The following is a 23,679-nucleotide window of genomic DNA, read 5'->3' on the forward strand; positions in this document are numbered from 1 at the left end:
AGGTCTGAACATTATTATCACGAGCGGGATACTGCTTCCCGGGAACACAGCGTGGACAACTGAGAGAACTATGCATAAAACAATCTTCAAGAGGATACTTATCATTGCGGTTATTGCAGGCATTGTTGTCGCGTTCAAGATCTTCAACCTTGGAGAATATTTCACCCTTTCCTATATAAAAGCATCTCAGCACAGATTTGAAATCCTTTATAGTGAACATCAGTTCCTTGTAATCGGCGGGTACATGCTGATTTACATCCTTGTGACATCATTGTCTCTGCCCGGTGCGGTAGTAATGACCCTAGCAGGGGGAGTGCTCTTCGGGTTGTTGATGGGGACCATTGTCGTTTCCTTTGCAAGCACCATAGGCGCAACGCTGGCATGCGTTGTATCGAGGTTCATCCTGCGTGATTGGGTGCAGGGAAAATTCGGCGACAAACTTGCCACAGTAAATGAAGGGATCAAAAAAGAGGGAGTATTTTACCTGTTCACCCTCCGCCTTATCCCTGTCTTTCCTTTCTGGCTTATCAACCTTGTAATGGGACTCACGAGGATGCCTTTGAAGACCTTCTATCTGGTTTCACAGGCGGGAATGCTGCCCGGGACCATAGTATACGTAAATGCAGGAAAAGAACTGGCGGGGATCGATTCTCTTTCCGGAATACTTTCACCCAAGCTGATTCTTTCGTTTGTGTTTCTCGGACTTTTTCCGATCATCACGAAGAAATTGGTTGCTTTTTACAAATCCAGAAAATCCGGGAATACTATCCCGCGGGAATAGGGAGAGTAAAAATGGCAAAATATATGTTTGATATCGGCATTCTCGGGGGAGGGGCTGCCGGACTCACTGTTGCATCAGGGGCTGCCCGGTTTGGAGCAAAGACCCTGCTCATTGAAAAGGAGAGAAAACTGGGAGGAGACTGCCTTCATTACGGGTGTGTGCCGAGCAAAACGCTCATCAGGACTGCGCACATTTATCATCTCATAAAGCGTGCGGAACAATATGGACTTCCCCGCGCTGACCTGAAACCGGTCGATTTCCAGGCAGTTGCACGCAGGATTCAGTCGGTAATTGGTACCATTCAGGAGCATGATTCGGAGGAACGGTTCTGCAAGCTCGGGGTAAAGGTCGAATTTGGCAATCCGACATTTCATGACGAACATGCCGTGCGTCTGAATGGAGCACTCTACTCCGCAAAAAACTGGGTTATTGCCACAGGGTCTTCCCCTTTTGTTCCTCCCATAGATGGCCTTAATAAGACACCTTATATTACGAACAAAGAGCTCTTTTCTCTCAGAACTCTTCCCAAGTCCATGGTCGCGATCGGCGGCGGTCCCATATCGGTCGAGATGGCACAGGCCTTCAATCGCCTGGGAACTAAAGTTACCGTGGTTGAACTCGGGAATCAGATTCTCGGGGCTGAGGACAGAGATATGGCTGATCAGCTTATGCAGATTCTGGTTTCCGAAGGGATAACATTTCATTTGGGCTCTCTGCCCCTGGAGACAAAAGACCTCGGGAATGAAAGAGAAGTGCGCATTAAGGATACCGGAGGCAGGCGGATATCCCTGAGGGCGGAAACAATCCTTGTTGCAGTCGGAAGAACAGCAAACGTGCAAGGCCTTGGACTCGAGGGCATTTCAGTGGAAACCGGCGAAAAAGGCGTGAAGACAGACAGCAGGCTCAGGACGAATTACTCGCATATCTATGCTGCGGGAGATGCGACAGGGGCATATCAGTTTACCCATGCTGCAGGGTATGAAGGCAGCATTGTACTCAGCAATGCTATTCTTCATCTGCCGAGGAAAGCAGATTATACCTATCTCCCTTGGTGCACTTATACCGACCCTGAACTTGCAAGCATAGGGATGAACGAAAAAAGGGCAGCGGCAGCCGGCATATCATATTCTGTCTGGACGGAGGAATTCAGGACGAATGACCGGAGCCTTGCCGAAGGCGAAGAACGAGGCAGGATCAAGCTCCTCCTCGACGAGAAAGAAAAGCCTCTTGGCGTCCAGATACTCGGCCCGGGTGCAGGGGAACTGATAAGCGAATGGGTCGCGGTCATGAACGGGAAAATAAAGCTTTCGACTGTTGTGTCAGCCATTCATCCCTATCCAACCCTCGGGGAGATCAATAAAAAGGTTGTGGGGACGTTCTTTGCCGGCAAAATCTTTTCCGATAAGGTAAAAAGGGCATTGAAATTCTTTTTCAATCTGAAGGGACGGGCATGCGGATAGGAACACTTTTCATTTCGTTTTTCATAATGGTTCTTTTTTTGTTTCAGGCATATGCCCAGAATGAAAATGTCCTGATTCGTGAAGAGTTCCGGGATCTGGAAGACTGGAGGCCGCTCCATTTCCCGAAGATCAAAAAGCATTCCACGTATTCCATCGTTCAAGAAGAAGGGAAAACATATCTGAGAACAGCAAGCATTGCCTCCGCATCGGCGATAGTCCATAAAAAGGAATTCGATGTGTATGAGTATCCAAGAATGAGATGGAAATGGAAGGCAGAGAATGTCTATAAAAAAGGAAATGTAAAGGAGAAGTCAGGTGACGATTATCCTTTGCGTGTCTATGTTATCTTCAAGTACGATCCTCTGCGCGCATCCCTGGGCCAGAAGATCAGGTATGGCTTAGCCAAAAAAATCTATGGTGAGTATCCTCCGCACAGCAGCCTCAGCTATATCTGGGCGAACAGGAAGGACGAACAGGGAATAGTCACGAATCCCTATGCTGATGAATCAAAAATGGTGATCCGTGAGGCTGGCCCTGACAGGATCGGACAATGGCGGGAAGAGAATGTACATGTGGTTGATGATTACAGGAAAGCATTTGGAGCTGATCCGCCGGCGATCGCCAGCGTTGCGGTGATGAACGACTCAGACAACACGGGAGAACGTTCCGTTTCCTATATTGAGTATATCGAAGTCTACAAATAGCATCCTTTTACAGGGGATACATGTACAAAAAAATCAGTGATTATGCCATTATCGGTGACCTTCATTCCATAGCACTCGTGGGACTTGACGGATCAGTTGACTGGTGCTGTCTCCCTCACATTGATTCCCCCAGCGTGTTTGGCGCATTGCTTGATGACAAAAAAGGAGGATGCTTTGCGGTAACTCCCTCAGGTGATTATGATTCAGCCGCCAGTTATATGGACGATACGAATATCCTGGTAACCCGGTTCAGGACGAGAACGGGTGTTGCGCACATTACTGATTTTATGCCGGTTCCCGTGCACGGACAGGAGGATATGGAAGAGGAACATCATGAGCTTTATCGTTTGATACAGGTACTGGAGGGAGCAGTCGGGATAACACTCCGTTTCGAGCCCCGTTTCGATTACGCACGGGAAAAACAGGTATGTGAAAAAAAGGGTAAGGTCGTCCGATGCACGGGGAAAAACCTCTCTGTCTCACTGCTGTCGACCCATGATTTCATTCTTCACGATGAAGGAGCTGCGGCGCTGTGGAATCTCAACGCAGGGGACAGGATATGGTTGCGGATGAAATATGGCATGGAGGATCAGTCTGCGCTTGACATTCAAAAAGCCGAAAAGGCCTTAAGAGATACCGCGACATACTGGCGGGACTGGCTGGGCAGGAGTGAAACAGGGGTAACCGTTGATCTGGGGCCCTATCGTGAAATGGTGAAACGGTCTGCACTTGTTTTAAAGCTTCTCTCTTATGAGACCACAGGTGCGATTGCTGCGGCAGGGACGACGTCCCTTCCCGAGGAGATTGGCGGGAAAAGGAACTGGGATTACCGGTATACCTGGATACGGGATGCAGCATTTACCCTTCAGGCGCTCTTTAATCTCGGGCATCTTTCTGAGATGGAAGGATACCTCAGATGGATTGAGCAGCGCATTGAAAAACATGGTGCGGCAAGACTCCAGGTAATGTACGGGCTTCGTGGTGAGGAGGAATTGCCGGAACAGGAACTCACACATCTGGACGGGTATAAAGGCTCCCGGCCAGTGCGCATAGGAAATGCAGCAGCAAAACAGAGACAGCTTGACATCTATGGTGAGTTAATGGATGCAGCCCAGAAACTGTCTGACTATGTCGGAAAGATAGATGCCGGGATGTGGCCATTTCTCCAGGGTATCTGTGAGTATGTGATTGCACACTGGCAGGAAAAAGATCACGGTATTTGGGAGGTTCGGGGGGGACCCCGTCATTTCGTATATTCGAAAGTCATGTGCTGGGTGGCGATTGACCGTGGCATCACTATTGCGCGGCGGTATGGGTTCCCTGCTGAACTGAAAAAATGGAAGAAAGTGCGTGAGGACATAAAAGAGGAGATTTTACGGAAGGGCTACCGCGAATCAAAGAAATCATTTGTCCAGCATTATGATACTGATATGCCGGATTCAAGCAATCTCTTGCTTCCGCTCCTTGGGTTTCTTCCGGTTGATGACCCCCGCATACTTTCAACAATTGAAGCTACCCGCAGAGAACTTGACAGAGAAGGACTTCTGTACCGGTACAAAACAGAAGACGGATTGCCGGGCGGAGAGGGGGCATTTCTTCTCTGTGCATTTTGGCTGATCGATTGTCTCATTGCCCTCGGAAGGATCGAAGAGGCAGAACGCCATCTGCAACGGATCGAGAGGCTTTCCAATCATGTCGGGCTTTTTTCTGAGGAATATGACGTACGCCGGTCCGAACAACTGGGAAATTTCCCGCAGGCCTTTACCCATATTGGATATATCAATAGTGTGGTTGCCCTCTGCAAGGCAAAAGGACAGGATCGTACGGAACCGCTGATAGAGAGAAAAAGGCCGGGATATCTGCTCCTTTCCGGTACCGTTGTTCTCAATGACGGTGAATCTCCGAAAAAAAACCCCTCAAAAGACATTATCATTCACCTCAAGCGCGCCATGAATATTCTCAGAGGGGCGTTTTTTGATACACAACATGGCAGGGTTGCGTACGAGAGGATGCACAAATCCCCGGCCTACGGGGAATATGTAGCCCTCACATACCATCTGAAAAACCTTAATCTGAGCCGTTTACAGTCGAGAAATGAACAGGTGGCGTTCTGGATTAATGTATATAATGTTCTGGTGATACATGGAGTAATAGAACTTGGAATCAGAGATTCCGTGAAGGAGGTGCGGAGTTTTTTTCGGAGAGTTCAGTATCAGATACAGGGGATGTTCTTCAGCCCGGATGATATTGAACACGGTATTTTGCGTGGGAACAGGCGCCCTCCTCACTCCCTGTTCAAACCCTTCAAGGCAAAAGACAGGAGGCTGGTTTTTTCGATCAGACCTGTAGACCCGAGGATACATTTTGCTCTTGTATGCGCATCATCTTCCTGTCCCCCTATCGAAATATATACACAAGAAAACCTTGACAGGGAGCTGGATATTTCCGGGAAGACCTTTCTTAATTCAGGTGGTGTCATTATTGACAAAGAGAGAAGGCTCGTATCTCTTTCAAGAATATTCAGATGGTACGGTGATGATTTTGGAAAGGATCAGGCGAAAAGACTGAGGTTCATCGCCTCCTTTCTTTATGAGAAAGAAGACGCGGACTTTCTGAGAAAATATGCTGAAAGCATAAAAATATCTTATCAGGACTATGACTGGAGGCTGAACAGATATTAAATGCGTGTACGAAAACTGACCCTCTGCGTTTCTTACCCCTTGTGGTGCTTCGGGATATGGAAACACCACTAGCTCAGACACACAGGGGGAACACCATAGAACTGCACGTCTTCGATGCAGTCAGGATGGAGAAGAAATGGAGTGAACAGGCGAAAGAGTGATCGAGGCAGAAATGACCACCTTCAGTTCATGCAATTCTCTGGAACAGCGTATAGACATACGGCCTTTCCTCTCCCGAAGGCATGTGATAGGTATAGTCGAAATGTTCCCGCAGAGAGAACTCATTTCCGAGAAAATCCGCCAGCATGTCCTGGTCATAATTCCTGATCCGCAACCCGCTGCACCATTGTGCTCCCTTCAGGGAAAACGCTGCGATGATCACGTATCCGCCATGTTTTACGATCTTTTTCAATGTAGCCAGGTACCCCTGCTGCTGCTGTTCCTCCAGGAGAAAATGCAGTACCGCTCTGTCGTGCCACAGGGCAATATTCTGCAGCCTGTGAAGGTGAAGAGGCTGTGTAATGTCGTCGGTAATCCATTGAACACGCGAAGCCTTTTCCTCTCCGAGCCGCTCCCGCAGTTTCTGCAACGCGACCTCACTGATATCCACCGCGATGATGTTCTGGAATCCCTGCCGGAGAAGGCAATCAATCAGTGTGGTTGCGCCTGCACCCACATCGAGGACCGGGTCCTCCTTATTGAGGATGCATCGGGAAATCAGTCTGAGGGAAGGTTCCGGCATGGACTCGTACCACCCAAGACGGTCAACCTCTTGAGAGGCGTACACCCTGTCCCAGTGTGCCTTAAAGTCTTTGTTCATTCCAGAGAAAGATTTCTCAGGAGAAAGCGCGATGTTTTTCTCCTCATAGGGCGATGCCCGTCCATATTTTTATCGCTGTTGCACAAATTACGGCTGCAAGCAGCCACCGCAAAAACTGCACCTTTGTTTTTTTGCTGACGATGCTTCCTGCGGCCGCTGCGGGAAGGGCGCCCAGCACAAGGGTTGCGGCCATGAGAAAAGGGATCTGACCGGTTGCGGCCTTTCCGACCAGCCCGGCTGTTGCAGAAAAAAGACCGATTGCAAGGGTGCTGCCGAGCGCGACCCTGAGCGGAATCTTCAGGAGATACAGCAGGATCGGGATAATGATAAAGGCGCCTCCCTGTCCTACAAGGCCCAGAAAAAAGCCCACAGGAACCCCGATAACGATCGCTTTCCCTTTGCTGAAAGATACCTGATCTGCTATGTCTTCATCCTTGAAGTAACTGCGGGGAATGAGCATGGTTACTGCAGCAACCAGCGAAAGCATCCCGAGGATGCACAGGAGCAACGTGTCGGACATTGTTTTGGAAATAAGCGCCCCGCTGAGCGATGCAAGAAACAGAGTCGGCCCAAGGGTCATTACAAGGGTTCTGTTGACAAGTCTCTGTTTCTGGTGCCACAACATCGCTGTTGCAGAGGCAAAAAACCCCTGCGCCATGGTAAGTCCGGTGATGCTCTTCACGTCAATTGCGGAAAACCCGAGAACCTGCGGAAGATAGAGCAACAGCGGAAACATGATAATCCCGCCCCCGATTCCAAGCATCCCGGAAAAAAATCCTCCGGTTGAGCCCCCAAAAAAGAGAAACGCATAAAACGCCGCAGACATGTTTTATCTCTCCGGAAATGCAGAATACATTTTTCCCCTTTTCACGCTTAAGTATAGACTAAATCTATTAATTTATAATAATCGATAGTTTATATCTATATAGTAAAAAATTGTGCGGGATATTGTCAATCTTTAAATGTGTGATGAAGGAAAACTTCCCGGGAGGTATCAGATTCCCGCTTCATCCCGGAGATCCCGGAGTATCGAAAGGCTTTCCGGGGTCATTTCAGTCTCATTGATCTCGAGGATAACGCCGATATCGTACCTTCTTTTGAGTAATTCCCTGAGCGCCGAGACTTCTCTGCAGTCTGGCCGGAGCGGCCAGTGGTCTGTGAGGCCGTTGCGCCAGCCATTGTTTCGATGCATATGTACATAATCTATTTTATTGATCTCTTCCTGATGCAGGGATCTGACGAAATGCACCGAATTTATCCCTGCAAGCTCCACATGTCCGAGGTCAAGTGTGACTGAGGCAGCATACCGATGCCAGAACCACCGCACATCGTGGGTATCCCTTGCATTCTCGAAAGATACCCTCGCAACAGCGGACAATTCATCCAACGCCTCCTGAAACCTCGAGTGATGGTGACCAAAAAGTCTCTTGCCTTCATAGGTCTTCTCATCATGAAGGATAAGTGCAAGGTCGGACCATTCAGCCATTATCCTGAGCGCGTGCATCATTTCCCTGTCCAACAGATAGTAGTTCACAGGATGAATGACATAGCGGATGCCTCTTTCCCTGCACATGCGGGCGCAATGCTTCATTTGGGTGAGGTTGTCCTTCATTCCGCAGTACACAGATATCTGAAAAAACTCTGCGTCCCACGTGTCCAGCTCTTCAGAAAAAACCACTCTCGTACCGATGCGCATACTCATATTGTAATCAATACCGCTTTCGAAAAAATACGGCGGAGAGAGTGACAGAAGCCAATAAATCCGTTTGACAGCACACAGCGGTTTAGAGTAGTATTGAGTGAGCACTCACTCAATTTATTGAAACATTCACCGTCTGCAAGGATTTCCGGCAATGGTGCTGATTCTCCGGCAGAAGATCCTGCCCGGGAGAAAGTGCAGAGGACAGGAAACAGCATGCTCAGGGACAGTAAAGAAGACCGAAAAAATCATGACAAGCGGACACGCATCCTTGATGCCGCACTGAAGACATTTGTGAAACGGGGCTTTCCCGACACGAAGGTTGCCGAGATTGCGTCGGAAGCAGGAGTGGCTGAAGGGACGCTCTACAACTATTTCCCGAGCAAGGAGGATCTTCTCCTCGCCCTTTTTGATGAAAAATGGGGCGGAATCATTGAGGAGATCAAAGGAAAGATCAGCCGGCTTGACGACCCGAACAAAAAATTGAAGGCAATATTTTCCCTGGTCGTGAGGATGTTCAAGAAGAACAGGCAACTGGCGGAGCTGTTCATGGTTGATGTCAAGCAGAGCAGCATTTTCCTGAACAATTACACGATCAACCGTATTGTGGAATTTCTTGACATGATCGAAGAGGTTCTGGAGGAGGGAAAGGAGAAAGGGATTTACCGCAGGGATCTTGATACCCGTGTCGCAAAGATGATCATTTTCGGGGCAGCCCAGGGAATTCTCCTGAGCTGGGTGTTGAGTGAATCGGCAGCGGTAAGAAAGCAGACCTTTAAGTTTTCCCTCTATCGTGCTGCAAAGACACTGAAAGACATTTTCAAATCCGGACTGGTTGGAGAAAAACAATGATATTTCAAGACCTGAAGGAGTTTATCGCATTTCTGGAAGACAAGAAGGAACTGGTGCGTATTAAGGCTGAGGTTGATCCGGTGCTCGAAGTAACAGAAATTACCGACAGGATATCGAAAAAGGGCGGGCCAGCCCTTTTGTTCGAAAATGTAAAGGGCTCCCGGATGCCGATAGTAATCAATCTCTTCGGCTCCTACCAAAGGATGAGCTGGGCGCTCGGAGTAGACGACTTCGGCAAGATCAATCAGCGTTTTGCCTCTCTGCTGAAGGGCGAGATTGATTTGAATATGCGCGAGAAGCTGGAGGCACTCTACGGTCTCTACAAGTTGAGTGCCTCCAAGCCAAAAGAGATAAAAAGGGCGCCTGCCCAGGAGATAGTGAAAGAAAAGGACTTCTCCCTGTTTGAATATCCTGTGCTGAAATGCTGGCCCGGAGACGGAGGGCGGTTTATCACCCTTCCCCTTGTGATCACAAAGGACCAGGAAAGCGGGAAGCAGAATGTGGGAATGTACCGGATGCAGGTCTATGATGAAAAAACTACCGGAATGCACTGGCATACGCACCATGACGGTGCAGTAAATTACCGCAAGGCGGTGAAACTCGGCAAGCGGCTCGAAGTTGCCGTTGCCCTTGGCGGCGATCCGGTGACCATCTTTTCAGCGACAGCGCCGCTCCCGTACGGGATTGAGGAGCTGTTTTTTGCGGGGTTCCTGAGGGGCAAGCCGGTCGAAGTGGTCAGGGCAAAGACCGTTGACCTGCTGGTACCTGCACGGGCTGAAATCATCCTTGAGGGATATGTCGAGATCGGTGAAAAGAGAAGGGAAGGACCGTTCGGCGATCATACGGGCTATTACTCGATCGCTGATGACTATCCGGTTTTTCACGTGACCTGCATAACCCAAACAAAAGATCCTGTATATCCTGCGACAATCGTCGGAAAGCCGCCTATGGAAGACTGCTACATGGGAAAGGCGACCGAGCGCATGTTCCTTCCGTTTATTAAGATGCAGCTTCCGGAGATCGTGGATGTGAACCTGCCGCTCGAGGGCGTATTTCATAATTGTGCCCTGATCTCCATCAAGAAGGCATACCCCATGCATGCGCGAAAGATAATGAATGCGATCTGGGGGCTCGGGCAGATGATGTTCACGAAATTCATCTTCATTTTTGACGAAGAGGTGGATGTGCAGAATACCTCTGAGGTAGCCTGGAAGGCTTTCAACAATGTGGATCCAGCCCGGGATATCATGATTGCGGAGGGGCCTCTCGATGTTCTCGACCATTCTGCTCCACAACCTATTTATGGGGCAAAGATGGGGGTAGATGCAACAAAAAAATGGCCGGAAGAAGGGTACCAGAGGGAATGGCCTCCGGAAATTCACATGTCTGAGGAGATAAAGACGCTTGTCGAGAAGAGATGGAAGGAATATGGTTTTAAGTGAGAGAAAAGCCTCTGCGCTGGGTGGGCATCGGAATGGCGGGTAAAGTAAAAATATATCTGGAGATGATTAAATTCCAGCACAGTATTTTTGCACTGCCTTTTGCATATCTCGGTGCCTTTCTTGCAAGAATGAGGGTTCCTGAGCTGGAGACGCTTTTCTGGATTACCCTTGCGATGGTCGGCGCAAGGAGCTTTGCCATGGCAGTGAACAGGCTGATTGACAGGGAAATCGATCGCAGGAACCCGCGGACTTCGGCAAGGGCTTTACCGCAGGGACTCCTTTCTGCATGGAACGTAGTAGTGTTTTCTTTTTTCAGTCTGGCGGTCTTTTTGCTGGCGGTATATCACCTGACGCCGATATGCCGTTATCTCTGGCCTGCAGTGGTGATCCCGTTTGTTATATATCCTTATACCAAGAGGTTCACCTGGCTTTCCCATTTTGTGCTCGGCTTCTGTCTCGGTCTTGCACCGGTGGGTGCCTGGATAGCGGTGACCAACACGCTCAGTCCGGAGCCGCTCATAATTGGCGCGGCAGTCCTTTTATGGGTAGCAGGCTTTGATATTTTTTATGCGATTCAGGATATGGATTTTGATATCAGGCAGAAACTTCATTCGATTCCTTCAAGGTTTGGTATCAGCACGTCTCTTGCCCTGACAAGGATACTTCACTTCACAGCAGTAGCACTATTGGTCTGGCTGGGAATACGGCTCGAAATGGGAATATTCTACTTTGCAGGGGTTGCCGCCGCTGCCCTGCTGCTTGCGTATGAGAACAGCATTATCAAGGCAAATGATCTGTCGCGGCTGAACGTCGCGTTCTTTACGATGAACGGGATTGTCAGCATCGTCATGTTCTGCTTCGTTGCCATGGAAATATTCTTCAGGAACCCGGGCAATGTCTGAGTTCGTGGTCGGCATCACGGGTGCGAGCGGGAGTATTTATGGCATCAGGCTTATAAGAGAGCTTTGCCGGAGAAATCATGCGGTCAATGTAGTGATCACTTCCGCCGGGAAACAGGTGATGCAGGAGGAACTTGGGGTGTCCGGTTTTGACGATATGGAGAAGCTGGGACTTGCGGAAGCATGCAAATCGCTCACGCTATGGGAAAACAGTAACTTCCATGCGCCGTTCATGAGCGGATCAAGTGCACCTCAAGCGGTCATTATGATTCCGTGCAGCGTGGGAAAATTGGCTGCCATTGCACACGGAATCTCTGCAAATCTGCTCGAAAGAACGGCAGATGTGGCATTGAAGGAAAGAAAAAGACTGATACTTGTAGTGCGTGAAACGCCTCTCAGTCTGATCCATCTCGAGAACATGGTAAAGGCTGCGAAGGCAGGCGCTGAGATCCTGCCTGCGATGCCGGCGTTCTATCACCATCCTCGGACAATCGACGACATGGTCAATTTCATTGTGGGAAAGGTCTTGAACCTTCTGGGAATCGCACATGATCTTTTCCCGGCATGGAGAAAAGAGTAGCGATATGAAAGGTACTTCAGGGAGGGCAATACAAGGAATCGGAGGAATCAGAGAAACGTCTGCATCTCACGCAGGGGTATTTATAAAAAGGTACGGAATGGAATGAATAAGGAGAATCTCAAGAGAATCGGGGAAAAGGTCGGCAAGGGCATGCGGCTTTCCAGGGAAGATGCGCTCGATATGATGGAATCGCACGATATCCTTACCCTCGGAAAGCTTGCAGACAGGGTAAGGGAACGGAAATCAGGCAACTATGCCTATTTCAATGTCAACCGTCATATCAACCTGACCAATATCTGTATATCCCGCTGCAAGTTCTGTGCATTCAGCCGGGACAAGGAGGATCATGATGCATATGCCATGACCATCGATGACGTGATGGACATCGCACGGGATGCCCGCAATCTTGGCATTACCGAATTTCACATCGTCAGCGGCCTGCATCCCGACCTTCCCTTTGCGTACTATCTCGAGGTGATCTCCCGTTTAAAAAATATGATGCCCGAGGTGCACATTCAGGCCTTCACTGCAGTTGAAATCGACTATTTTGCCAAAATCGCGAAATGTTCGGTCAGGGATGTCCTGATACAGTTAAAGGACGCCGGCCTGGGCTCACTTCCCGGCGGCGGTGCCGAGATCCTGAATTCGCGGGTGCGTGAGGAGGTCTGCGCAAAAAAAGCATCTGCTGAGGAATGGCTGGAAGTCATGAGGACAGCGCATAGCCTCGGGCTGAAGTCGAATGCTACCGTGCTGTACGGGCATATTGAGAGCAATGAGGAGCGGGTAGCACATCTTCTGAGACTAAGGGAACTCCAGGATGAAACAGGGGGGTTTCAGTCCTTTATCCCGCTGCCTTTCCATCCGAAGAATACCCAGATGCCGGACTTCACTAAACCGACCGCCATCGAGAATCTGAAGATGCTGGCGATTTCAAGACTCCTTCTGGATAACTTCCCTCACATTAAGGCATTCTGGATAATGCTCGGCCTGAAAATTGCGCAACTCTCGCTCCTTTTCGGGGTTGATGACCTTGATGGTACCGTTGTTGAGGAGAGGATAACACATGCCGCAGGAGCTGAGACCGAGCAATCCATTTCGCGGGAAGAATTGCTGGAACTGATTTTCGCCGCCGGAAGAATTCCGGTGGAGAGAGATACCCTGTACAACATACTCAGGGTATACGGGAATGCCCAACAGGGTGCAACGGTTGAGACCTAGGGTAGGACATATCCAGTTTTTGAATTGTCTGCCGTTATATTACGGTCTGGTGAAGAACTGCGCCCTGCTTGATATAGAGCTCATTAAAGGCATGCCTACGGAACTGAATAACCTTCTGGTAAACGGCGGTCTTGATATCTCTCCTGTTTCCTCTATCGAGTATGCCCGGCATCATGATTCACTGGTATTGTTTCCCGATTTTACGGTGAGTTCAAACGGTGAGGTCAAAAGCATACTCCTGCTCAGCCGCTGTCCGATAGAAGAATTGTCGGATCAAAAGGTTGCGTTAACTACAACCTCAGCAACTTCACAGGTCCTGCTGAAAATCATCCTCAGCCGCGGCTATGGCGTTGCTGCAGAGTATGTCCCCTGCAGGCCTGATCTGGAAAGCATGCTGGCCGTTGCAGACGCAGCTTTGCTCATAGGGGATATGGCTTTGCACTACTATGATAAGACAGATGACTATTACTGTTATGACCTAGGACGTGAATGGAAAAAGCTGACCGGGAAAAGAATGGTCTACGCGGTCTGGGCGGTCAACAGGGACTTCGCCGAGACAAAGAATGAACTGTGCGGGAATGTCTTCGATACCTTCAAAAAATCAATGAATTACTCGGCAGAGCATCTTTCGGAAATAGTTGCATATGCCGCCAAATGGGAACCGTTCAGCCCTGCGTTTCTCGCAGGATATTTCCAGTCTCTCCATTTTGGTTTTGGTGCTGAGTATCAGGAAGACCTGCTATATTTCTATAAAATGGCGTTTCAGATGGGAGAGATTGAGACTGTTCCGGAACTGGAATTTGTCAGTTTCCGTGCCGGAGTTACAACTGGAGTCACAATATGATGCCGCAAAAGATTTTGCAGGAAGTGATATCTGGCAGGAGAGTAAGCACTGCAGAAGCAAAGTATCTTTTTGAAGAGGCTGATCTGCTTGAGACTGCAAAAGCTGCTGATGCTGTCAGGCAGAAGAAGCATCCGGACGGAATCGTCACGTTTCTCATCGACCGCAATGTTAATTACACCAACATCTGTCAGAACCAGTGCGCATTTTGTGCGTTTTATCGTCCCAAAGGCCATCCTGATGCGTATGTCCTGAGCCAGGATGAGATTGAGAGAAAGGTTGCCGAGACGGTTGAACTTGGCGGCACCCAGCTTATGCTTCAGGGAGGGATCAATCCTGACCTCTCTATCGAGTATTATACGACCATGTTCAGGGAAATAAAAAACAAATTCAGGATCAGGATTCACAGCCTGTCTCCTCCTGAGATCGTGCATATCGCTGAATCAGCAGGGATGTCTATCCCGGAGGCGCTTAAGGAACTCAGGAAAGCAGGACTCGATTCATTGCCGGGCGGAGGTGCCGAGATTCTCGCAGACCGGGTCAGGCAGAGGATCAGCCCGCGGAAGATACTCTCCGGACAGTGGCTTGAAGTTATGGAAGAGGCGCATAAGCTTGGGCTGAAGACAACAGCGACCATGATGATCGGCACGGTTGAAACTCTTGAAGACAGGCTGGAACATCTTCTCAAAATACGTGACCTGCAGGACAGAACTGGCGGATTTCTCTCGTTTATCCCATGGACATTCCAGCCAGGCAACACCTCGCTGGGAGGAAGTCCGGTGTTCCCGCTCGAATATCTGAGGTTCCTGTCTCTCAGCCGGATATTTCTGGATAACTTCCGGAATATTCAGGGCTCATGGGTCACTCAGGGGAAGGATATCGGCCAGGTTTGCCTGTCTTTCGGCGCAAACGACCTTGGCAGCATCATGATCGAGGAGAATGTGGTACGGGCTGCAGGCGTTTCCCACAGGATAACTGTTGAGGGTATGGTTGACCTGATACGGAAAGCCGGAAAGATTCCTGCCCAGAGGGACACAGAATTTGCTATTCTCAAGGCATATAATGCCTGAAACAGGCTCACCTGTCTGAAGAATCAATGGTTTCATGAGTTAAGGATATGATAAGGAACAGAGAAATCCCTAAAGCAGAGTTTGCCTTCATCGGCGGGTCCAGCACCTATGCGGTTGATTTCCCCGGCGACCTTGGCCTGAAAAAGACGAAAGTGCTGGATAGAAAAACATTTATGACTCCTTTTGGAGAGAGCCCGGAATTCACCCTGTTCACAATCGGGGGAGATAATGTGCTGACGCTCAGGATGCACGGATGGCGTGCCGGCGTCAGGCGGGCAGAAGCTTCGCGCCAGGTCTTCTGGGTTCTTGAGCAGGCCGGGGTAAGAACCGTTCTTGCGGAGGGAGGAGTGGGAACAATACGGCAGGACATGAAAATGCGCGATTTTATCGTCCCTGATGATTACCTTGACCTTTCCCTAAGGAAGGATGTCTGTCTTTCTGATAGGTATCTGCTCATCATGCGGGATCCGATCTGTCCCGACCTCTCCGAAGTGCTTGTTTCTGCAAGCAAAAGATTATTTCCTGACAGAAATGTGACAAGGGGAGTATATGCAGTGACTGACGGGCGGCATTTTGAAAGCCGTGCGGAGGTCAGGATGATCGCGGCTATGGGCGGAGATGTTATTGGTCAGAGTCTCTGTCCTGAAGTGTATCTTGCCCGCGAGATAGGGGCATGTTATGCGGGTGTGTATCTGGCGGTCAACAGGGCAGAGGGAATCGGTACTGACTGGAGCCATAAGGAATTAAAGGATATTTTCTATCAGGAAGGTATCAATATCGGAAAAATCATTCTTGAAAGTCTCTCCGAGATACCACGGTTGCAAAAGAAAAACTGTCAGTGTGCACAATTGAGAAAAAAGACTCTGCTGAAATCATAGAAAGAAAAACTCTGAAAATCCCCGGTGTTGTTCATGAACCATTTCGACCATAAAAAGCGTGATGCACAGCAGGTGGAACAGATGTTTTCTGCGATCGCATCACGCTATGACTTCCTGAACCATGTGCTCAGCTTTGGACTGGACTTTGGCTGGCGAAGAAAGGTGGCAGAGGAAACCGGAACAATTCAATGCCGGAGAATTCTCGATGTCTGTACAGGGACCGGGGATATGGCCATCGAGCTCTGCAAGTTCTGGAGAGGAAAGGCGCATATTGATGGGCTGGATTTTTCCCATGAACTTCTTGAAGTGGCGAGGCGAAAGATCAGAAACACTAAACTCGTGGACATGATAACCTTAAGGGAAGGAAATGCCGAAGACCTCCCCTATCAGGATGAACAGTTCGATGCCATTACTATTACCTTCGGCCTGAGGAACATCAATGACAGACTCAGAGCGCTCAGGGAATTTTACCGTGTAGCCAGGCCGGGAGGCTGTTTTGTATGTCTGGAATTCAGTCAGCCGAGAAATGCTTTTTTTTCAGGGATTTATTCCGTGTATCTCCTGAAACTGGTGCCGCTTGTCTCAAGACTCCTCGGCTCAAACCCCGGCGCGTACAAGTACCTTGGGGAAACGATAAAGGATTTTCCTCCCCCCACCGACCTTGCCCGGCTGATTTCGACCGCGGGATGGAGTGAGGTAACCTTCCGGACACTGGCAGGAGGGATAGTGGCACTGCACCGGGGCGTGAAATACTGATTCCTTACTATCCCTTATTATTCATGAATTTTTCTGATTATCCTGAGGACAGAGTATTTTTGCTTATTCTCAGTCGTTCCTTCCTGCGAGCTCGCAGACGGGATCAATAGTCCCAAGGCTTTTACGGTCTATCACACCTATCGTTAAGTTCTTTGTTAACTTGCTCTTTATCATACAAGGCTTTTGCCTCTTTATTTTCACATAGTGTATTTGACTATCAGCAAAAGAATCCGCGCAAATACTCTATCCTCAAACGCTATTCCACGCTTCATGAATAATCTGGGCTATCTGTCAATTGCATATCAGTCAGTTTCTTTCCCTGTGTCCTGCAGTTTCAGCTTGTTGAATTTTTTCAGTTCCTCAACAAGTTGTTCTTCTGATATGGCTCCTATCCTGACCAATGCTTCCCCGAAAAAAATATAACTGTCGGACTGTTCTTTCAGCAGATCGTCCACTTGCTTCTGTGTCAGGTACTTTTCACGGACTGCGATTTCACCGAACTTATCGAATGTCTCCTCCTGCAGTATCAATATCTTCTGTATATCCTCATCACTGAGCAGACCTTTTGCCTTTGCGAGTTCTCCGATCTGCAGATTATTTTTTTTCTGGATATACCTCGCCTGAAGGATATCCAATTCGGTAATGAGTTTTTTCCCGAGCAGATATCTGCCGAATTTCAAATATTTCAACTGGAGAATCATTAAATCAATACTACATTAGTAAAAGGACTTTGACAACACTTTTCATTTTCATGAGAAGAGGACCTGAAATGCCGGTGTTGTTTGAGCGTGAGCACCCTGCAAAACAACTCCGTTTTAACCAGAAATCGGGATGAAAAGGATACCTTGACAAACAATTCTTTGACTCCCTATACTTTGTAGACGATGAACCAGCAGACACACGAACTCCATGAACGCGGGACGCAGCTTTTTGAAGAAGGCAGGTATACAGAGGCAGAACCCATCCTGAAGGATGTAATCAGCTCGAATCCACGATATGCTGATGTCCATAACAAGCTTGGAATAATATCTCATCTGAGAGGGGACTACAGGCAGGCAGCGGCGTATTTCAAAAAGGCGCTTGAACTGAATCCCCACTATACCGAGGCATCGCTGAATCTTGCAATAACCTACAACGAGCTCAGTGAATTCAAAAGAGCACAGGAGGTGTTTTCTCTCGCCGCCCAAATAGCGCGTCCCACCCCAAAGGCAATTGACCCTTTTATTGCAGGGAAACTTGCCAACGAACATTACAAGCTCGGTAAAATTTATCTTGATTTCGGCATGAATGATGAGGCTATCGGAGAATTTGAAAAAGCGGTCAGGATGTTTCCCCGCCTCCCTGATGTGCATACAAAGCTCGGAATTGCGTTGAGGAACAAGGGTCTTATCGAAGATGCCATTACGCATTTTGTGAAGGCAAAAGAGATCAACCCTAATTATGGTCCTGCCTGGGTTCAACTCGGGCTGAGCTATTACATGAAAGGTCTTACCGGGCTCGCCCTGGAAGAATGGGAAAAAGCGCTGCAACAGATCCCTCACCTCAAAGAGGCAGAAGCATACCTTGGCCTTCTGAAGAAAGAGGAAAAATAATCTGCGGTGTCCCTCCTCGAAATAAGGGACCTCGTCATATCCTTTAGATTTGCCCACCAGACTGTTCAGGTCGTTTCACATCTCGATTTCCGGATTGAAGAGGCCGAGGTATTCGGCCTTGTGGGGGAAAGCGGATGCGGAAAAAGTCTGACCGCTCTGGGCATTATGGGGATCCTGCCGCATAATGCACGTGCGGAAGGCCGGATAATCTTCAAAGGTAACGATCTGCTAACACTTGAGAAAGGAGCCATGAGAGCGTTAAGGGGCAGGGAACTCGCCATGATTTTTCAGGAGCCGATGACTTCGCTGAACCCAGTGCTTACCATAGGCTATCAGGTAGCCGAGGTGCTCAGGACACACCTCGGACTCTCCAGAAAAGACGCGATGGCGCAGACCGTTGAGCTCCTGAAAGCCGTGAAAATACCCTCACCGGACATAAGGATAAAGGAATATCCTCACCAGATGTCCGGGGGGATGAGACAGAGGGTCATGATCGCGATGGCGATAGCCTGCAATCCGTCCCTCCTTATCGCTGATGAGCCAACAACCGCGCTTGATGTTACCATCCAGGCCCAGATTCTCGATCTCCTCAGAAACCTCAGAAAACAGCGGCGCATGGCGGTATTGCTGATTACTCATGACATCGGTGTCATTGCAGAGAATGCTGCTTCCGCAGCCATTATGTATGCGGGAAGAATTATGGAAATGTCCCGGGTCTCGGGTCTCCTGACCACGCCAAAACATCCATATACCATCGGACTTCTTGAGTCACTCCCGAAAGCAAAGGGGATTCCCCTCAAACCAATCCCGGGGTCTGTGCCGAGACCTCATGAACTCCCACCGGGTTGCAGGTTTTCGAACCGGTGCCTCTCCATGATTCCTGAATGCGAGAAAGAGGAGCCGAGACTGCGGGAAATTACGCCGGGACATTTTGTACGGTGCATACGCGCAGGGGATATCAGATGGGAATCTTAGATGTCATACGCCTGAAAAAATACTTTCCGGTCAAGCGAAAGGCATTTGCAAAGCAGGAATGGCTGAAGGCTGTTGACGGCTTAGATTTGTCCGTACAGGAGGGAAAAGTCTTCGCACTGGTGGGGGAAAGCGGCTCGGGGAAGTCAACCGTGGCAAGGCTCATCCTGAAGTTGATAGCTCCTACGTCCGGAAAAGTCCTTTTTCAGGGCAGTGACGTCAATGGAATGGGACGGGATGAACTCCTGCGGTTCCGGAAATCGGTACAGATCGTGTTTCAGGACCCGTTTGCATCGCTCAACCCCCGGATGACCGTATTTGATACTCTCTCGGAGCCCCTGAAAATACACGGAATTGGTCAACGGTCAGAACTCAGGGAGAGAGTAGCCGGCCTGTTGCATAGCGTTGGACTTCAGACCGATGTGTTCACCCGCTACCCGCATGAGTTCAGCGGTGGCCAGAGACAGCGGATCTGTATCGCAAGGGCACTTGCTGTTTCACCAAAGGTTATTGTGGCAGATGAGCCTCTCTCAGCGCTTGATGTGTCGATTCAGGCACAGATCCTGACCATTCTGCAGGAACTCCAGCGAACCTCGAATATCTCATTTCTCTTTATCAGCCATGACCTCAGGGTAGTGCAGTATTTCAGCGATGAAATCGCTGTCATGTATCTTGGAAAGATCGTGGAATCAGGAAAAACAGATGTGCTTTTCGATGCACCGCAACATCCTTATACCGTCGAACTGCTTTCGTCCGCCCCTAAAATCACGCCAGGTGGAAAACCCAGAGAGATCCTGAAAGGAGATGTCCCAAGCCCGATTGATATTCCGCCGGGGTGTCCCTTTCATCCGAGATGCCCGAAAAGATTTGACCCTTGTGACAGGATTGTCCCAACGCTACAGGAGACAGGAAACGGATTTGTGTCCTGTCATCTGTTCTAGCTGTTTTGTTTTCGTTTATCGAACCGCAGTATATCCCCCGGGGATTCCGTCTTTTGAGAGCACAATCTGCCACACCTGCAGACAGCGTGCCCTGAAGGTTCCTGCGCAACTCAAAAGATAATATTTCCACATGCGGTAAAAGCAATCATCGTAGAGTTTACGCAGTTCTTCCCAGTTCCTGTGAAAGTTGTCAAACCATGACATAAGCGTTCGGTCATAGTCAGGACCGAAATTATGCCAGTCTTCGATTACAAAGAGGTTCTCTATGGATTCACTGATCTGCGCGCACAGTTAAAAACAACTACCTTATAAAGCTCGATCCTGAGTGCCAGATTTTTTTCACCGTTTTTTCTGGCCGCAACGGCATCAGCCTGCAAAAAAATTCATCGAGGCGATCACATTCCCACCATCCGTTCATGAAGGTTTCGCCGAGGCCAAGGCTCCCGTCCCTGAGAACCCGTTTGAAAAAATCCTGATTTCCTATGCGTATGTCCGCGGGATTGGACCCATCGATGACGATCCCTGCAGGATGCAGAATCTTCTGCACAAGCCTTCTCAGTTCTTCGATTCCAGACATCTTGAGAACCCGTTCAGACTTATCTTGATATTAGCAATTTTCGCAAAAAATGCAAGTGCCGCACACGCTGTGCTGCTTTTGCAGGCATTTCGGCAAGGAATGCCCCTGTGTTCAGGAGGATAGAAGAGCATTGTTTCACGGACGTGATTCAGGATTGCGGCAAACCGCAGCATACTGGAACTGAGATATTCTGAAACAACTCCGGGATCAAAGAAATACCATTTGTGTATTTCCGGATAGTCTCTCTGTGACGGGATGATGCATCCCGGGAGATGCTGTATGTCGGCAGGGAAAAATGGTAATATTATCAGACAGAAAAAGGAAGGTGTAGCCTACACAGGATGAAAAATCGTTTAATAGAACTGATCATTAAAAAGGCGTTCAAATACAGCAAAGAACCGGTATTCAGGCTTGTGTCCGGCAACATGAGCAACTATTATTTCAACTGCAAGGCAGTTACGCTTCATCCCGAAGGCATGTATCTTATCGGCAATCTGATTTTTGACCTCATTAGTGACCTTGCAGTGAAAGGAATCGGCGGTCTTACGCTCGGAGCTGACCCGATAGCCTGTGCAGTCGCCTATACCTCTCACACCAGGAAGAAGCCCATAGAAGCGTTTGTGGTGCGCAAAACTGCAAAAACACACGGCACCATGCAATGGATTGAGGGAAACGTAACCAAAGGAGACTGCGTCGTGATTGTTGATGATGTCATAACCACAGGAAAATCCACCATCGAAGCAATAACAAAGGCCCAGGAAGGCGGTCTCCGGATTGTGGCGGTGGTTGCCCTCATCGACAGGCAGGAGGGCGGACGTGAGGCGGTAGAGGCATTGGGGTACAGACTGAATGCGCTCATTACCAGAGATGAAGTGATGGAGCGATACACACTATAGGAAAAACCGTCCCGCGTTACTTCGGACCTCCCGCTTTATGAAGTGTTGTACGGCTTATTCCTTTTCTGATCCCCAAAGCCGGGGGTCAAGTGCATCCCTCAGCCCTTCGCCGACAAGATTGTAGCTCAAGACAGTGATGAGGATCGCAAGGCCCGGGTAAAGGGATAACCACCACGCGATTTCGATATTGTCCTTTCCGGCGGTCAGGATATTGCCCCAGCTTGGATCAGGTGGCTGGACACCGAGGCCAAGAAAGGAAAGTCCTGACTCAATGAGGATTGCCCCTGCGACGCCGAAGGTTGCCGCGACAAATACCGGCGAAAGGGCGTTCGGAAGGATATGTCTGAAAATGAGCCGCCTGTTGGTAATCCCGATTGCCTTTGCCGCATCCACAAAATCCCGTTCTTTCAGGGAAAGGAATTCGGCTCTGACAAGCCTTGCAACATCCATCCAGCTGGTAATCCCTATGACAACCATAATCGTAAAAATGTTCGGTTCAAGGATTGCGATGACCGCAAGGATCAGAAAAAATGTGGGAAATGCCAGCATGATGTCGACAAATCTCATTAAGACCGCGTCTGTTTTTCCCCCGTAGAAGCCTGCGACAGCCCCGATAATGATGCCTATTACCAGTGCAATGCCCACTGCGACGAACCCGACCTTCAACGACACCCTGCTGCCCCAAATGATTCTTGAGAGCAGGTCCCTTCCAAGTTCATCGGTCCCGAGCAGATGCTGTGTCCCGGGAGGGGAAAGCACATTATGCACATCTATTGCTGAGGGATCATAGGGTGCGATGAAAGGGGCGAGAAGGGAGGTGATGATGAGGATAAGCACAACTGTGGCGCCAGCGGCCGAGAGACGGTTTCTCGTAAACCTTTTGCCTATGATGGTGACAAGCCGCATTTTTCTGCGCTACTTTCTCACTCGTACTCTCGGATCAACCATTGCGTATGATATATCTGCAATCAAGTTTCCGAACAGGGTCAGTATTGCTCCTATTACCAGAATTCCCATGATTGTGGGATAATCCCTTGCCATCGTTGAGGAATAAAACAGCTGCCCCATGCCGGGGATTGCAAAGATTGTCTCAAATATGACCCCGCCGCCGATAAGGCCGGGAACCGAGAGGCCGAGAATCGTTACGATCGGCATGAGGGCATTCCTGAATGCATGTTTTATCACTACCTGCGTTTCGGCCAGACCTTTTGCTCGTGCTGTCCTGATATAATCCTGCCTGATAACCTCGAGCATGCTCGAACGGCTGTAACGGCTCAGCCCGGCAATCCCGCCAAACGCTGAGATCCCGACAGGAAGAATAAGGTGTTTAATCCAGTCTATCAGCCGTGCAAAAGGCCCCATCTCGGATACATCAATGCTTTGAATGCCTGATATGGGGAGAACACCCATGTTGACCCCAAAGAGTATCATAAGCAGGAGCGCGAGCCAGAAGGTGGGCGTCGAAAATCCGATGAACACAAAAATTGTAGAGAGTTTGTCAAACAGCGAATATTGCTTTGTGGCAGACAGGACCCCGATGGGGACTGCAACAAAGAAAATCAGTATCAGTGAGAGAATGTTGATGGTCAGGGTTATGGGAATTCTTTCGATTATCTTGTCAGCGACCTTTCTGCCGTCAACGAATGATTTGCCGAAATCGAGGTGCAGAAATCTTTTCAACCAATCGATGTATTGCATGTGGAGCGGTTTATCGAGACCATACAGCTTTTTCAGGTTCTCTTTTGCCTGGGCGGTCACCTTCAGTGACATTTCAGTCTGCACTTCCACCGGATTGCCGGGAGCAAGATGGATGACGGTAAACGTTACTAAGGTGATCCCGAATATGAGAGGTATCATGAGGAGGATGCGCTTTGCGAGATAGGAGAACATGTCTTTAATTATAGTGCAAACTGCTTACACTGTGCAGCATGGTTTTAACTGTTCTCTCACAGGATAGTGCAAATATACCGCGCTCCTCAAACACTTTTTCCCTGTGAAGAGAGATTTGAAAGGGTTGTTT

Annotated in this window: 23 protein-coding genes and 1 pseudogene; 17 read left to right on the top strand and 7 right to left on the bottom strand. The window is 49.1% G+C overall.

Annotated features, from left to right (window positions below; translation table 11 throughout):
* Nucleotides 1–70: 70 nt before the first annotated feature.
* Genes AB1552_08395 through AB1552_08410 form a run of 4 tightly spaced genes read left to right on the top strand, consistent with a single transcriptional unit; the run spans nucleotide 71 to nucleotide 5,626 of the window.
* The gene (locus AB1552_08395) at nucleotides 71–781 is read left to right on the top strand and encodes a TVP38/TMEM64 family protein (protein MEW6053791.1); all 711 of its coding nucleotides are present in this window, start codon (nucleotides 71–73) and stop codon (nucleotides 779–781) included.
* An 11-nt stretch (nucleotides 782–792) separates the two neighbouring features.
* The gene (locus AB1552_08400) at nucleotides 793–2,241 is read left to right on the top strand and encodes an FAD-dependent oxidoreductase (GenBank protein MEW6053792.1); all 1,449 of its coding nucleotides are present in this window, start codon (nucleotides 793–795) and stop codon (nucleotides 2,239–2,241) included.
* Nucleotides 2,232–2,945, top strand: a complete 714-nt coding sequence (locus AB1552_08405; protein ID MEW6053793.1) for a DUF3047 domain-containing protein — start codon at nucleotides 2,232–2,234, stop codon at nucleotides 2,943–2,945. Before AB1552_08400 ends, AB1552_08405 begins: the two co-directional genes overlap by 10 nt.
* A 20-nt stretch (nucleotides 2,946–2,965) precedes the next feature.
* Nucleotides 2,966–5,626 (top strand): glycoside hydrolase family 15 protein, encoded by a 2,661-nt coding sequence (locus tag AB1552_08410; GenBank protein ID MEW6053794.1) that lies wholly within the window; start codon nucleotides 2,966–2,968, stop codon nucleotides 5,624–5,626.
* A gap of 187 nt (nucleotides 5,627–5,813) precedes the next feature.
* On the opposite strand, the gene AB1552_08415 is transcribed toward AB1552_08410, so the two are convergent.
* The 3 genes from AB1552_08415 to AB1552_08425 form a co-directional block, all read right to left on the bottom strand.
* A complete protein-coding gene (locus AB1552_08415; protein ID MEW6053795.1) occupies nucleotides 5,814–6,446 on the bottom strand; it encodes a class I SAM-dependent methyltransferase in 633 nt (210 codons plus the stop codon).
* 43 nt (nucleotides 6,447–6,489) lie between these two features.
* Complete coding sequence (locus AB1552_08420; protein MEW6053796.1) at nucleotides 6,490–7,272, bottom strand: sulfite exporter TauE/SafE family protein; 783 nt, start codon at nucleotides 7,270–7,272, stop codon at nucleotides 6,490–6,492.
* A 168-nt stretch (nucleotides 7,273–7,440) separates the two neighbouring features.
* Nucleotides 7,441–8,142, bottom strand: a complete 702-nt coding sequence (locus tag AB1552_08425) for a hypothetical protein (protein ID MEW6053797.1) — start codon at nucleotides 8,140–8,142, stop codon at nucleotides 7,441–7,443.
* A 123-nt stretch (nucleotides 8,143–8,265) separates the two neighbouring features.
* Between AB1552_08425 and AB1552_08430 the strand changes: the two genes are divergently transcribed.
* The 9 genes from AB1552_08430 (at nucleotide 8,266) to ubiE (ending at nucleotide 16,681) form a co-directional block, all read left to right on the top strand.
* The gene (locus tag AB1552_08430; GenBank protein MEW6053798.1) at nucleotides 8,266–8,997 is read left to right on the top strand and encodes a TetR/AcrR family transcriptional regulator; all 732 of its coding nucleotides are present in this window, start codon (nucleotides 8,266–8,268) and stop codon (nucleotides 8,995–8,997) included.
* Nucleotides 8,994–10,439: a menaquinone biosynthesis decarboxylase gene (locus AB1552_08435; protein MEW6053799.1), complete on the top strand. Its 1,446-nt coding sequence runs from the start codon at nucleotides 8,994–8,996 to the stop codon at nucleotides 10,437–10,439. The genes AB1552_08430 and AB1552_08435 overlap by 4 nt, the downstream gene beginning before the upstream one ends.
* Before the next feature lie 32 nt (nucleotides 10,440–10,471).
* Nucleotides 10,472–11,341, top strand: a complete 870-nt coding sequence (locus AB1552_08440; GenBank protein MEW6053800.1) for a UbiA-like polyprenyltransferase — start codon at nucleotides 10,472–10,474, stop codon at nucleotides 11,339–11,341.
* Entirely contained in the window at nucleotides 11,334–11,918 is a 585-nt protein-coding gene (locus tag AB1552_08445; GenBank protein MEW6053801.1) for a UbiX family flavin prenyltransferase, read from the top strand. The genes AB1552_08440 and AB1552_08445 overlap by 8 nt, the downstream gene beginning before the upstream one ends.
* A 102-nt stretch (nucleotides 11,919–12,020) precedes the next feature.
* The gene (mqnE, locus tag AB1552_08450; protein ID MEW6053802.1) at nucleotides 12,021–13,136 is read left to right on the top strand and encodes an aminofutalosine synthase MqnE; all 1,116 of its coding nucleotides are present in this window, start codon (nucleotides 12,021–12,023) and stop codon (nucleotides 13,134–13,136) included.
* Complete coding sequence (locus tag AB1552_08455) at nucleotides 13,126–13,980, top strand: menaquinone biosynthesis protein (protein MEW6053803.1); 855 nt, start codon at nucleotides 13,126–13,128, stop codon at nucleotides 13,978–13,980. Before mqnE ends, AB1552_08455 begins: the two co-directional genes overlap by 11 nt.
* Nucleotides 13,977–15,047 carry a cyclic dehypoxanthinyl futalosine synthase gene (mqnC, locus tag AB1552_08460; GenBank protein ID MEW6053804.1) on the top strand — a complete coding sequence of 357 codons (1,071 nt, stop codon included), beginning with the start codon at nucleotides 13,977–13,979 and terminating at the stop codon, nucleotides 15,045–15,047. The genes AB1552_08455 and mqnC overlap by 4 nt, the downstream gene beginning before the upstream one ends.
* Before the next feature lie 50 nt (nucleotides 15,048–15,097).
* Nucleotides 15,098–15,925 (top strand): MTAP family purine nucleoside phosphorylase, encoded by an 828-nt coding sequence (locus AB1552_08465; GenBank protein ID MEW6053805.1) that lies wholly within the window; start codon nucleotides 15,098–15,100, stop codon nucleotides 15,923–15,925.
* Between the two features lie 33 nt (nucleotides 15,926–15,958).
* Nucleotides 15,959–16,681, top strand: coding sequence for a bifunctional demethylmenaquinone methyltransferase/2-methoxy-6-polyprenyl-1,4-benzoquinol methylase UbiE (ubiE, locus tag AB1552_08470; GenBank protein ID MEW6053806.1), 723 nt, complete (start codon nucleotides 15,959–15,961; stop codon nucleotides 16,679–16,681).
* Between the two features lie 302 nt (nucleotides 16,682–16,983).
* On the opposite strand, the gene AB1552_08475 is transcribed toward ubiE, so the two are convergent.
* Nucleotides 16,984–17,370 (bottom strand): hypothetical protein, encoded by a 387-nt coding sequence (locus AB1552_08475; protein MEW6053807.1) that lies wholly within the window; start codon nucleotides 17,368–17,370, stop codon nucleotides 16,984–16,986.
* 195 nt (nucleotides 17,371–17,565) lie between these two features.
* On the opposite strand from AB1552_08475, the gene AB1552_08480 reads away from it, so the two are divergent.
* The 3 genes from AB1552_08480 to AB1552_08490 are packed head-to-tail and all read left to right on the top strand — an operon-like array spanning nucleotide 17,566 to nucleotide 20,186.
* The gene (locus AB1552_08480; protein ID MEW6053808.1) at nucleotides 17,566–18,273 is read left to right on the top strand and encodes a tetratricopeptide repeat protein; all 708 of its coding nucleotides are present in this window, start codon (nucleotides 17,566–17,568) and stop codon (nucleotides 18,271–18,273) included.
* A gap of 6 nt (nucleotides 18,274–18,279) precedes the next feature.
* Nucleotides 18,280–19,248, top strand: a complete 969-nt coding sequence (locus AB1552_08485) for an ABC transporter ATP-binding protein (GenBank protein MEW6053809.1) — start codon at nucleotides 18,280–18,282, stop codon at nucleotides 19,246–19,248.
* On the top strand, nucleotides 19,236–20,186 hold the full coding sequence (locus AB1552_08490; GenBank protein MEW6053810.1) for an oligopeptide/dipeptide ABC transporter ATP-binding protein: 951 nt from the start codon (nucleotides 19,236–19,238) through the stop codon (nucleotides 20,184–20,186). The genes AB1552_08485 and AB1552_08490 overlap by 13 nt, the downstream gene beginning before the upstream one ends.
* A gap of 15 nt (nucleotides 20,187–20,201) precedes the next feature.
* On the opposite strand, the pseudogene AB1552_08495 reads toward AB1552_08490, so the two are convergent.
* Nucleotides 20,202–20,763, bottom strand: a pseudogene (locus AB1552_08495) (class I SAM-dependent methyltransferase).
* A 341-nt stretch (nucleotides 20,764–21,104) separates the two neighbouring features.
* On the opposite strand from AB1552_08495, the gene pyrE reads away from it, so the two are divergent.
* Complete coding sequence (gene pyrE / locus AB1552_08500) at nucleotides 21,105–21,659, top strand: orotate phosphoribosyltransferase (protein MEW6053811.1); 555 nt, start codon at nucleotides 21,105–21,107, stop codon at nucleotides 21,657–21,659.
* A 54-nt stretch (nucleotides 21,660–21,713) separates the two neighbouring features.
* Here pyrE and opp4C read toward each other — a convergent pair whose 3' ends face one another.
* Entirely contained in the window at nucleotides 21,714–22,565 is an 852-nt protein-coding gene (gene opp4C, locus AB1552_08505; protein ID MEW6053812.1) for an oligopeptide ABC transporter permease, read from the bottom strand.
* Nucleotides 22,566–22,574: 9 nt separating this feature from the next.
* On the bottom strand, nucleotides 22,575–23,549 hold the full coding sequence (locus AB1552_08510) for an ABC transporter permease (protein MEW6053813.1): 975 nt from the start codon (nucleotides 23,547–23,549) through the stop codon (nucleotides 22,575–22,577).
* Between the last annotated feature and the right edge of the window lie 130 nt (nucleotides 23,550–23,679).

The organism is Nitrospirota bacterium, from assembly GCA_040754395.1.
GTDB lineage: Bacteria > Nitrospirota > Thermodesulfovibrionia > Thermodesulfovibrionales > SM23-35 > JBFMCL01.